This is a genomic window from Micromonospora sp. NBC_01655 (assembly GCF_026339755.1).
GTDB lineage: Bacteria > Actinomycetota > Actinomycetes > Mycobacteriales > Micromonosporaceae > Micromonospora.
Genome location: NZ_JAPEQF010000001.1, coordinates 4,839,679 through 4,850,778, shown reverse-complemented (window position 1 = coordinate 4,850,778; position 11,100 = coordinate 4,839,679). Strand labels below are relative to the sequence as shown.

Genomic DNA, 11,100 nt, shown 5'->3' with positions numbered 1-11,100 from the left:
TTCGGGTCCGGTGAACGGCACAGGGCTCCGGTACGTCGTACGGCTAGAGCGCTCCGGCGTGGGCGGGAGGCAAGGCGAAATGGAACAACACCCGCCATCAGATCTGCCCGCTGGCTGGCGAGGGACCGACCGCGCGGCGGGCAGCGCAGCGGCAATCGCCGACCGGCCCCATGGTGCCGGCGAGCGGTTCCACCGGTTTCGTAGGGGTGCGCGGGTATCCGAGCGTGCCCGGCTGACGCCGGCGCGTTTACTGGCCTACGGCGGCATGAAGCTGAACACGTCGACGGGCAGGGTGCGGCTGTATCCAGAAATGCGCGAGGTGCTACTCAGCGGCCAGCAGGCCGAGGTGCTGGCGGTTTTGATCGAGCGGGCCGGCGAACCATGCCGTCGCGACGAGATCGCGGCTGCCGTGCCCAAAGGCTCCTGCCCGCCTACCATGGCGCAGGTTGGTGTGATCATTGCGAACATTCGCGACAAGCTCGGCACCCACCGCGTTCTCACGGGAGCCGGTGGCTGGTGGCTTGACGCCTCGGATGCTTCCCGCCCTCCGGCCTGGCCCGGCGCAATCTCTTTTGGCGGGATCCATCTGGACCTGCCCCGCCGACAACTGTGGGTGAGCGGGCGACGATCCATGATCCGGCTCGGGTGGCAGGAGTACCTTGTGTTGCGTGCGCTGATCGAGGCACAGGGGATGCCGCGAGGCCGCGACGAGATCTGGCTTTCCATGCCGGCAACGGCTCGTCCCGCAAGGCCCTCCCAGGTTGGCGTGATCGTCTACCGCCTGCGACAGCGCCTCGGTCGGGAGTCCATCCTCACCGATGGCGGTGGCGGTGGCGGTGGGTGGCGGCTGGCTGGCCGAACCGAAGACGCCGTCCTCTCCGCAGCCGCCTCCAACGTGTTGCTGCTGGACCCTGCGACCCGACGAGTAGGGCTACCGAGCAGGGCCACCTCAGTGCCGCTCAGTCCCCAGGAGGCCGCCACGTTGCAGGTTCTTATCGAGGCGCGAGGAGTAGCACTGAGCGCGAGGGACGTCTTCGCCAACACACCCACCACGGTGCGACCGAAGAGCCCATCGGCGGTCAGCACGGTCGTCTCCCGACTACGGCGCAAGCTGGGCCCCGACCACATCTGGACCGGCCGACGGGGCTGGTGGCTCGGCACCCCTGCCCGGGTCGTGGGTCCGATTTGCTGACACGCTCAGACATTGAAGGGCACCACCACGGGCAGTACCGCCCATTTTCCCCTCGCTGTATCAGCAAAGTATCCGGAGGCGATGCCATGTTCTTGTTCCTGGTCACAAGACGTCTACGTCGGGCTGTCGCAGCGCTGTCTCGAGCGGACGCCGGACCGGCATCGCACCTCCTCGCCCGCCGTTGCCATTTCAGCGCTATCGGCGTCGCCGGATTCGCAGCGCCCGTCAACAGTTCCGCTGCCATGCAGCGCCGCCTGCGGGCGGTGCTGACCAATTTCCCCTCGGTCAGGTTCGTTTGCGACCAGGTCGCTGTTCAGGGACCGGCCTGGGCGGCGGTGGTAGCCTGTCACCTGATCATGATTCCGTGCCCCAGCCAACACGAGGCAGCCCGTCGGTTCACCTTGTTGCTGACCTGGCGATGGACCAAAGCCTCCAGTGCCCTGCTTCTTTCCGAACGCACAGATGTCGCCACCGTGCTCCGGATGCTGGCTGCTGAATCGGCGCTTGTAGGTGCCGGTGCCGGACCAGATTCGGTGTAGGCAGTCGTCGCGGACGGTGTCGAGCTGCTCGGCCGCGGTCGGGAACTCGCCTCGATCGTCCGGCATCGCGTAGTTGCCAGGCCGTGCGGGGCAGGGCCGCCATTGGTTGCCCCAGGAGGGGCTGTGCCGGCGACAGCGGCGCCGGCACAGCCTACCCGTGGTTCGTCAGATCTCCTCGTGCCTTACGGGTCTAACGAGCGAGATTCATGATCCGCGCGACAGAATTCTGGGCGAGTGGACGTCGCACCGGTGAGCGGGTGTTACGGCTGGGCCGGCCGCTCTGGAGCGGCGAGCACCGCCACATCGAATGCGCGGTCGTGTGACTGTCGAGCGGGAAGGTGTCGCGGTGGGTGTATCCGTGCCGCTGGAGCAGTTCGCGGTCGACGTCGGTGAATGCCTCGGCGTACGTGGGGAGGCTGAGCGTGTCCATCCAGCGCTGCGCTCCGGCGAGGACCGCCGCGGCCCGGCCGGGCTCTGCGGGGCCGGGCGCGGCGAGCAGCGCCAGGTGGTTGTGCGCCTCGGTGGGCCGCCGGGCGGCGAGGGCCTGGTCGAGCTGAAGGAACCGGTCGCGGTATGCGCTGCACAGGTCGGTGAGCCGATCGGCGTACTGGGCCGGTGGCGGGATCGGCCGGTAGCGGTGGAACCAGACGGTCGCGGCCGTGCCGTCTGGGAGCAGGAACGCGTCGCCGAAGAGCAGCGCGTGTTCGGTCCAGATCTGGGCCACGGCGGCGAGGACGGTCGGCCGGTGTCGCTCGTCGGGGACGAGCCAGGCGCCGAGGTCGGTGGGTGCGAGGGCTTCGGTGACGAGAGCGGCGATCCGGCCGGTGTCGCACCAGCGGGCCCGGATGACGGGCGTGCTCATGTTCATGGGTAACTCCTGGTCACGATCGTGATCGGGTACGTCGGGGAGGATGCCGGCGTCGTCGCGGGACCGCCGCGCGGGCCGGCGCGGGCCACGAGGGGCCGTCAAGGCGTACGGGTACGCAGCGGCCGTCGGTGCCGCGCGGACGGCACGACGGCCCGCCGGTCAGGCGGGCCGGGTGCCTGGGCGGGGCGAGCGGGACGGGAGGGCGCCGCCACCGGTCGGGTGGCAGCGGCGCCTTGCCAGGCCGGGCGACGTCCAAATCGAAGCGGGGGCTTCGGCGGCGTGACCGTGGACGGTGCCGGATGAGCCGGATCCACTCGTGTTGGGAGAGGGCGCGGCTGGCGCGGAGCCGGCGTCCGGTCGGAGCGGGTTCGGCCCGTCCGGCCCGACGAGGCGCGGCGGGGACGAGAGCTCGGTTGCCGTCTGCGGGTGTGCTGAGGTGCTCGTGGGGGCGGGGGCCGAAACGGGCCCGGCCGGTTCGCCGACTGGTCCGGAGCTGGGTCCGGCGCAGCAGCCCGGGCCGGTCTGCGGCGGCGTGAGGAGCGGTGGCGTGGCCAGGGGCGGCGCCGGTAGGGTCGGCGCGGGCGGTGGCGTGGCAGGCGGGCCGGTGGGCGGGTCCAAGAGGTCTGTCACCGGTTCGAGGGGCCTGAGCACGGGGGCCAACGGCTCGAACAGCGGCTCCAGCCCTTGCCAGACGGGCGAGAGAATCGGGGTGAGCGGCTGCGTCACCGGGCTGAGGACGCCGGCCACGGGCACCAGGACCCCGGTGCGTACCGGGTCGGTGACCGGGCGGAGTGCCTCGCTGACCGGGGTGAGCACCCCGGCCCGGACTGGCTTCGTCCCCGGACGGAGAACATCACCCACCGGTTCCAGCACATCCCCGCCGGGTGGCCGGGTGGCCGGTCGGCTCGCACCGCCAGCGGCGGGCTTCGGCGGGCCGACCTGGCCGGGCCGGGCCGGCGGGGCAGTGACTCGGCTGGCCGGCCGGGTTGCCGGTCGGGTGGGCAGCCGGACGGGCGCCGGGGGAGGGGCGGCTCCGCTCGGCGGGGTGCCGGGGGCCGTCCCGGCGGCAGGCACTTCCGGAGCGGGCGGTGGTGGCGCCGTCTCGACGATCGGGCGGAGGACGCCGGTGAGCAGGTCGACGGCCGCGTCCACCGGCGCGGCCAGCGGACGGTCGGTGGCGTAGGCGACCGACGCGGTGGCGCTTTCGTGGACGCCCCACGTCACGACGACACCGCCGAGCAGCAGCGCGAGGCGCAGCGCGACCCGCGCCCACCGCCCGCCCCGTCGAGTCATCCGGCACCCCTCCGACCTTCGGCCATCGCCGACGATCAACGTCCGCACTCTACCGAACGCGGTCGGCCGATCACAGCCGGCCGCTTGTCGAAGTCGGGTGCGTCGACTTTGCAGTCATCGCCAGGCGCTGTGCCTGCGGGGCTATTCCCACGGTTGGCCTGTCGGGTCCCTCTCATGAGCAGCGAGCCGGCGATCGTCGCGGCTCCGGGGTCGCGATTCTCGGGAAGAGTGGTTGCGGGGTGGGCAGCCGTCCAACAGAAGGCGTGCATTGGGCGGCGATCCGGTCCGCAGTGTCGGGAAGGAAGCGTCGGATCTGCTCGGCGAGCGTCTGGCAGGAACGGACGAGGACATCAAGAGCGCTGTCGAGGTCCGTGGCCGCCCGGCTATCGCCGTCGCGTTCCGCTCTGGCGAGGTACCAGGGCCGGACGTGTTCGACGTAGCGGTTGGCCTCATCCACGATGGCCCATACCGCCGCGGTGGCGGTGCGGAAGTCGAAGGCGTCCAGGGCCGCCGCAATGAGGTCTGGCGCTTGCTGACAGGCGGTCGTCAGGCGGTGGGCGTCAGCGGCCGGCGGTGCGGCGCAGTCCGGTAGCTTCCCGTCACGATACCGGTGCACCATGGTGGTGACGCGGTTGATGAGGTTGCCCAGACCGTCGGCGAGGTCGCTGTTGGTGCGGGCGATGAGCCTGTCGATGGTGAAGTCGGCATCGCCGACTCGGGGCACGTCGCGCAGCAGCCACCAGCGCACGGGATCGGTCCCGAACTGCGCGACGAGCTCGACGGGATCAATGGCGACACCCGCCGATTTACTGATCTTCTTGCCGCCGACGGTGAGGTAGTCGTGTACGAAGATGTCGGTGGGCAGGGGCTCGCCAGCTGACAGCAGCATCGCTGGCCAATACACGGCGTGGAAGCGCAGCACACCCTTGCCCAGCAGATGTACCCGGCTGGGGTTGTCCACCCACCAGTGCTGGTAGTCGGGGCCGTGGTTGGCGTAGTCGAGGGCGGTGACGTAGTTGCCCAAGGCGTCCCACCAGACGTAGACGACCTGGTCGGGGTCCTCGGGCACGGGGATGCCCCAGCCACGGGCGCGCGTGTGTGAGCGGGAGATGCTCAGGTCGTGCAGTCCTGCCGCGATGAAGCTGAGCACCTCGTTGCGGCGCACCGCCGGTTCGATGCGCAACTGCCCGCCATCGATCAGATCATGGAGTTGGCCCTGATAACGGGACAGGCGGAAGAACCAGTTCTGTTCGGTGACCAGTTGCGGCGGGGTGCCATGTTCCGGGCAGCGGCCGTCGCGAAGCTCAGCCGCGTTGTAGAACTGTTCGCACCCCACGCAGTACAGCCCCTGATAGTGCTTGCGGTAGAGGTCGCCGGCTGCGGCACAGGCGCGCCAGAGCCGCTCCACTCCGGGGCGGTGACGGGGATCGCGGCTGGTGCGGATGAAGTCATCGGGGGACAGCGCCAGTGGTTGGCGCAGGGCTTCGAAAGCGGCGGCGTTGCGGTCGACGAGCTCCTGGGTCGGTAGGCCCTCGGCGTCGGCGGCCAGCACGTTCTTCAGCGAGTTGTCGTCCGTGCCGCTGAGGAACCGCACCTGGTCACCGCGCTGGCGCCGGTGCCTGGCCAACACATCGGCCTGCACGAGTTCCAGAGCGAAACCCAAGTGCGGACGGGCATTGACGTACGGGATGGTCGTGGTCACGTAGAATCGGGCGGGCATCGGAGCCTCCTGAAGGAACCGGGGCTCCGGCCCGACACGTGAACCGAGGCCCCGCGCTTGGGCCTCGGAACGTCATCCGTTCAGCGTCGACAGCCCCGCTGGCGGGGCATCATCACCTCAACGGAGAACGAACGCATAAGGAAAAGATAGCAGTCGCCAACGGTCACGCTCACTGGCTTTTCGTGCCGGACCCGGGATCGGCGGGTGACGGTCCCGGCAGCGGAGGCGAAGCCGGACATCGACGGGGTCAGCCGGTTCGGGCCCGCCGGGCGGCGAGTTCGGTGCGGTTGCGGACCCCGAGTTTGCGGAACCGCCGCAGGTCGTTCAGCACCAGCGCGAGCATGCCGCCGGCACCGGTTCGGGCGTACCCCGCGCACTGTCTGGGCCTGGTGACGACGGCACGTCGACCGCGTGCCCGGCCCGACCCCGCCGGGGACGGGCCGGGCACGCAATCTCCGGCGTCGGAACTGCTGTCGGCCGGTGACGCCGATCCATCTTGTCAGATATTTACATACCCGTATATTGTGCCGGTGGTTAGTTTCGGATCCGGACGAAGGGCGGTCGGATGGCAGCCAGCGGGGTGCCGGTGACACATCGGGCAATCGACAAAGGTCGGTTCCTGCTCGATGGGTCACTCGACCTGAGCGCACCGTTCACGTCCGTGGCCGATGTGACGATCGGCGGCCGACTGCACGAGTTCACGGCCGGATCGGTCGGGCTCGCGGACGACGTGGCCCGGACGCTCGGCGTCGAGAAGTTCGACGAGGAACTCACCTACCAGGGCGGAACGCTGCTGACCGCGCGCATCCGATCCTACGACCCGCAGATCCAGTTGGCCGAGGATCGGCTCGTGGCGGTCTGGCGGGGGCGGGGACACTGCTTCTTCACCGAGATGTACGGCGCGGCGACCGTCGACCTGCTCGGGGCGTTGCGGACCCTGCGCGTCGAGGAGCACGACGACGGCCTGACCCTGCGCCCGACCGCGAAGACCGGCACCGAGTTCGCCGCACCGGCCACCGTGCTCAAGGAGGTCCCCGGGCTCGGTCTGTTGGAGATCGCACCGCTCACCAGGCAGCGTGTTGGGCAACTGCCCTCCTGGCGGGGCCTGCAGACGCAGGCGGGCGAGCTCTTTCGGGACGTACTCCCCGACGGGACGCCCTACTTCGTGCTGGCCGCGGCGGACGCCTGGCTCAGCCTGGTGCCGTTCGCCGACACGGACCTGGAGCAGGTGCCCGCTCTGGTGAACCGGCTCCGTGTCCAGACGGCCGGGTAGGTCGGGATGTCCGGACTGCTGAGCAGCGTGGCCACGTACACCGTCCTGTTCACCCTGCTCGTCAGCACCGCCGAGCACCTGTCACGACCGGCGGCGCTCGCCGAGGCGTTGGCCGCGCACCGGGTGCTACCGGCTCCGGTCACGGTCGCCGTCCTCGCCATCGCGAGCGAAGGTCTGCTCGCCGGAGCCGGGCTCGCGGCGCTGCTCTATGACGGCGGCGAAGGCCTGCTCATCGCGGTCCTCGTCGGCAGCGGCGCGCTACTCGGCCTGTACGCCGGCTACGGCCGGCACCTGATGTCGACCGGGCGCACCGGGTCGTGCGGGTGTTCCCGGGTGGAACTGCCGATGACCGGTTGGGTGGTGGCACGAGCTTCGATCCTCGCCGGGCTGGCCCTGGTCGCACTGGCCCTGTCCGGCTCGATCATTCCGCTGAATCGAGCCGACGCCGCACTCGCCGTCGTGCTGCTGGCCTCCGCCACGTTCACCGCGCTGCTGTGGCATCTGCCCGCCGCGATGTACGAGCCGGCCACGGCGACAGCCGCGCGGCCCACGAACGGCCGGTCCGTCGGCATGACAGAGGGAGGCATACCCGGATGAGCTTCCAGACCAGCGCACTGATCCTGAGCTGGATCGCGATCCTCCTGTTGGCTCTCACGGTCTCGGGCCTGGTACGCCAGGTGCACGCGCTGTCGAGCGGGGCGGTCCAGCGTCGTCCTGAGTCGGTCGGCCTGCGGCCGGGAGCACCAGCGCCCGGATTCGCCCGGTTGGCGCCGGGGGCACCGGCGGTTCCGCTGGTGCTGCTGTTCCTGGAGCCCGACTGCGGGACCTGCACCGAGGTGCTGGCCGAGGCGAACGGCCACGTCGGCCGCCCTGGCCTGGAGTTCCGGGTCCTCTACCGGGACAACCCCTCGGCGCAGGCAGCGGGCCTGCCGATCACCGTGCTCGGCGGGCAGGCGGAGCTGTTCGAGCGGTACGACGCCCTCGCCACCCCGTTCGCCACCGTTGTCGACCCGGCCGGGCGGGTGCTCCGCGCCGAGCCGCTCGGCTCCCGCGCGGCACTGCGCCGCCTGCTCGACGAGATCGACAGCCAACCCGGCGGCTCCGGACCGGCGGTCGCCACGAATCAGGGAGGTCGGGCATGACCGGTCTCGACACCGTGCCCTGGCTGCGCGGAGCCGACCCAGGTACCGGGGCCGCCGTCCGGCGGGTGCCGGTTCAGCCAGGTGGCCGCAGGCGCGCGGGCTGGGAGCTGTCGCGACGCACCCTGCTCCGGGCGGGCACCGCGGTGGGTATGGCCGCGCTCAGCGTGTTTCCGGCAGCCCGCCGCGCGTACGCCGACGGCTACGAGATCTATGCCGCATGCCCGACGTACGCCAGCGATCACAACTGCTCGCCGGGGTGTGGCCCGAGCACGATCTTCGCCGACTCCTGCAACACCAGCGGGACGTACACCGGATTCCACAAGAACGACGGCGTCACCTGGATCCTGCGGCCGAACCAGTGCTACGGCGGGACGTACGACGGTTGGCTGTGGGCCTACAACGGGGCGTGCGGCGCCTGCGCCTGCTCGGTCGAACGCCGATGCCACGACGGATACAAGAAGACAAGCTCGGGCTGGGTGAAGTCGATCTGCCGGTGGAACACCAAGTGCGGATGCCTGGGCACGGTCGGCTGGCCCACCACCCAGCGGACCAACACCGGGGTGAACGTCTACACCGTGCAGCACCTGCTGACCGCCCGGGGCCACGCGACCGAGATCGACGGGATCTTCGGTGGCGACACCGAGGCGAAGGTGAAGAACTTCCAGGCGGCGGCCGGCATCGGGGCCACCGGTGTCATCGACGCGACCACCTGGCCGGCGCTCGTGATCACGGTCCGCTCCGGGGTCAGCGGCGACGCCGTCAGCGCCGCGCAGCGCCAGCTCAACAGGCGCGGCTACGTGCTGGTGACCGACGGGGTCTTCGGCCCGGCGACCGACAGCGCCGCGCGCGACTTCCAGCGGCAGAACGGGCTGACGGTCGACGGTGTGATCGGGGTCAACTCCTGGCGGACGCTGACCGGCGCCGCCGTATGACCCGAACGCTGCCCGGGCCCGTGCGGGCGGCACGCCGCTGGGGCGCCGATCCGCTCGTACCCCTCCTGCTGCTCACCGTCGGTGCGCTCGCCGCCGCCGCGTACGGGCATGTGCTCACCTGGGCGATGATCGGAGGGCTCGCCGGCTACGCGCTCTCCGGCTCGGTTTGAACGCACAACAGCGCGCACGCGCTGGCCTCGCCCGGGTGGCGAGATCGAGATCGGCAGGGCGTCGTCCTCACGCTGTTCGTCACCGGGTTGATCGTCGGTGGCTCGCTCAGCGGGTTGGTGCTGGGGTTGCTCTCCGGGCTGTCCGCTCCGCTGCCCGGCCCCTGGCGGTACGCGGGCATCGTGGCGGTGGCGGTGCTGGGGCTGCTCCGTGAGCTGGGCCTGGTGCCGATCCGGCTGCCGCAGAACGCCCGGCAGGTGCCGCAGGACGTACTTCAGCGCAGCCTGCGGCGCGGGGCGCTGCAGTTCGGCTTCGAACTCGGCACCGGGGTCCGCACCTACGTCTCGGCGACCGCCCCGTACGTGCTGGCGGTTGCCCTGCTCCTCGGCGGTCAGCGCCTGCACGTCGCGATGCTCGCCGGAATCGGATTCGGTGTCGGGCGCGCGTTGACCCCGCTGGCCCGCCGTGCCGCTGGCACCGGCGACAGGTGGGACACCGACCTCCGGGTCCGGATTCGGATGATCACCGTCGTGGCGGCCGTCGTGCTGGTGGCCGTCCTCAGCTTGCTGGCCGTGCGGCAGATCTGAGTGCGGCGCGGTGCTCTGTGGCCAGAGCCGGCCACTGGGCACCTCCGTCGACGGACCGGCGGGCTCGTGCCCGCCGGTCCGGACGTCAAGAAGGCCGACCGGGCGGTCTCAGACCCGGGTGACCCGCACCGCATCGGCGATCACGTATCCGGTGGCGTTGGTCCAGCGGCTCACGCCCACCAGGTCACGGTCGCCCGCGGCGAGGTTGAAGGTGCCGATCGAACGCCATCCGCCGCCGCCGGTGCGCTGGTCCACATTCACCGTCTGGTTTCCCGAGGCGGTGACGACCACGTGCGGCGCCGCGCTGTTGTACCCGGGGTCAGCCGGATTCCACACGTCGATCCGATAGTTGCCGGCCTGCGGGATGTTCACCTTGAACCAGGCCGCGTCGCTCGCGAGCACCGGGTTGGCGAAGCGGTACTCGGTTCCGTAGCGCTGGGCCGAGTAGGCCGAGGTGGACCAGTTGGTGCTCGCGGTGAAGCGGCCCGCGGTGGCGTTGTCCACAATGGTGCTGTACGCGGGCGGAGTGGTGCCGAGCCCCAGGTAGGCGGCGATGCCCTGGGCGTGCCCACGCGCGACAGCGGTGATGAAGTCGGCGCGCTTGAGCAGGTTCGCGTCGGCGACCGTGTCGATGAACAGGCTCTCGGTCAGCACCGCCGGCATGGTGGTCTCGCGAAGCACATGGAAGTTGGCCGTCTTCTGACCACGGTCGGTGACCGTTCCGATCGAACGCATGCCGGACAGGACCCGTGGATGGAGGGCATTGTGCAGGCTGACGGTCGCCGAGTCCGACGTGGGATACCGGTAGCTCTCGAAGCCGGTGCCGCCACCGGAGTTGATGTGGACGCTCACGAACAGGTTCGCGCCCCAGGCGTTGGCGTCGTCCGTACGGTAGGTGAGGCTGCGGGTGATGTCGGTCGTCCGGGACATCCGCACGTCGACACTCCAGTTGGCCTGCAGGATGTTGCGTAGCTGTAGCGAGATGTCGAGGGTGAGGCTCTTTTCCTGCAGACCGTTGCCGACCGCGCCGGGGTCGGTGCCGCCGTGTCCCGGGTCGATGTAGACGCGGGGGACGGCGGCGTGCGCCCGGCCGGCGAACATGGGCGCGACCAGTGCGCCCGCTGCGGTGGCGAGAAGGGTGCGGCGTCGCACGACGGAGTTACCAAAACTGGACATAGACGCCTCTCGACTACGGGGGATGGGGTGAGGTGGCGGGCTGGACCTCGCGTCGCGGCCGACGATGTGCTCGGCCCCGATCGGCGTCCCCGCTCACCCGTCGCCGCCGCCACGACGGGCCGGGTGTGCGTCCGCCTGGCGTGATCCAGAAGACGTTCCCGACGAGATCGTAACGAGCATCGATGCGTACGTGAAGAATGTTTACAGGAA

Annotated in this window: 11 protein-coding genes; 8 read left to right on the top strand and 3 right to left on the bottom strand. The window is 70.4% G+C overall.

Going from position 1 to position 11,100, the window contains the following annotated elements; all coding sequences use genetic code 11:
- The first annotated feature begins 265 nt into the window (after positions 1-265).
- Entirely contained in the window at positions 266-1,192 is a 927-nt protein-coding gene (locus OOK41_RS22010) for a winged helix-turn-helix domain-containing protein (protein ID WP_266266546.1), read from the top strand.
- 86 nt (positions 1,193-1,278) lie between these two features.
- Positions 1,279-1,731, top strand: a complete 453-nt coding sequence (locus tag OOK41_RS22005; protein ID WP_128763549.1) for a hypothetical protein — start codon at positions 1,279-1,281, stop codon at positions 1,729-1,731.
- A 190-nt stretch (positions 1,732-1,921) separates the two neighbouring features.
- Here OOK41_RS22005 and OOK41_RS22000 read toward each other — a convergent pair whose 3' ends face one another.
- Together OOK41_RS22000 and metG are read right to left on the bottom strand one after the other, a co-directional pair.
- Positions 1,922-2,599 (bottom strand): hypothetical protein, encoded by a 678-nt coding sequence (locus OOK41_RS22000; RefSeq protein ID WP_266266545.1) that lies wholly within the window; start codon positions 2,597-2,599, stop codon positions 1,922-1,924.
- Positions 2,600-4,064: 1,465 nt separating this feature from the next.
- A complete protein-coding gene (metG, locus tag OOK41_RS21995) occupies positions 4,065-5,612 on the bottom strand; it encodes a methionine--tRNA ligase (RefSeq protein ID WP_266266544.1) in 1,548 nt (515 codons plus the stop codon).
- A 661-nt stretch (positions 5,613-6,273) separates the two neighbouring features.
- Between metG and OOK41_RS21990 the strand changes: the two genes are divergently transcribed.
- From OOK41_RS21990 to OOK41_RS21965, 6 genes are all read left to right on the top strand, one after another.
- Positions 6,274-6,885, top strand: a complete 612-nt coding sequence (locus tag OOK41_RS21990; protein WP_266266543.1) for a hypothetical protein — start codon at positions 6,274-6,276, stop codon at positions 6,883-6,885.
- Positions 6,886-6,891: 6 nt separating this feature from the next.
- The gene (locus OOK41_RS21985) at positions 6,892-7,482 is read left to right on the top strand and encodes a MauE/DoxX family redox-associated membrane protein (protein WP_117667856.1); all 591 of its coding nucleotides are present in this window, start codon (positions 6,892-6,894) and stop codon (positions 7,480-7,482) included.
- Positions 7,479-8,027: a hypothetical protein gene (locus OOK41_RS21980; protein WP_266266542.1), complete on the top strand. Its 549-nt coding sequence runs from the start codon at positions 7,479-7,481 to the stop codon at positions 8,025-8,027. Before OOK41_RS21985 ends, OOK41_RS21980 begins: the two co-directional genes overlap by 4 nt.
- Positions 8,024-8,959 (top strand): peptidoglycan-binding protein, encoded by a 936-nt coding sequence (locus tag OOK41_RS21975; RefSeq protein WP_266266541.1) that lies wholly within the window; start codon positions 8,024-8,026, stop codon positions 8,957-8,959. Before OOK41_RS21980 ends, OOK41_RS21975 begins: the two co-directional genes overlap by 4 nt.
- Before the next feature lie 20 nt (positions 8,960-8,979).
- Positions 8,980-9,129, top strand: a complete 150-nt coding sequence (locus tag OOK41_RS21970) for a hypothetical protein (protein WP_165878068.1) — start codon at positions 8,980-8,982, stop codon at positions 9,127-9,129.
- 87 nt (positions 9,130-9,216) lie between these two features.
- Positions 9,217-9,714 (top strand): hypothetical protein, encoded by a 498-nt coding sequence (locus OOK41_RS21965; protein WP_207892690.1) that lies wholly within the window; start codon positions 9,217-9,219, stop codon positions 9,712-9,714.
- 108 nt (positions 9,715-9,822) lie between these two features.
- Here OOK41_RS21965 and OOK41_RS21960 read toward each other — a convergent pair whose 3' ends face one another.
- Positions 9,823-10,815 (bottom strand): N-acetylmuramoyl-L-alanine amidase, encoded by a 993-nt coding sequence (locus OOK41_RS21960; protein ID WP_266266540.1) that lies wholly within the window; start codon positions 10,813-10,815, stop codon positions 9,823-9,825.
- Between the last annotated feature and the right edge of the window lie 285 nt (positions 10,816-11,100).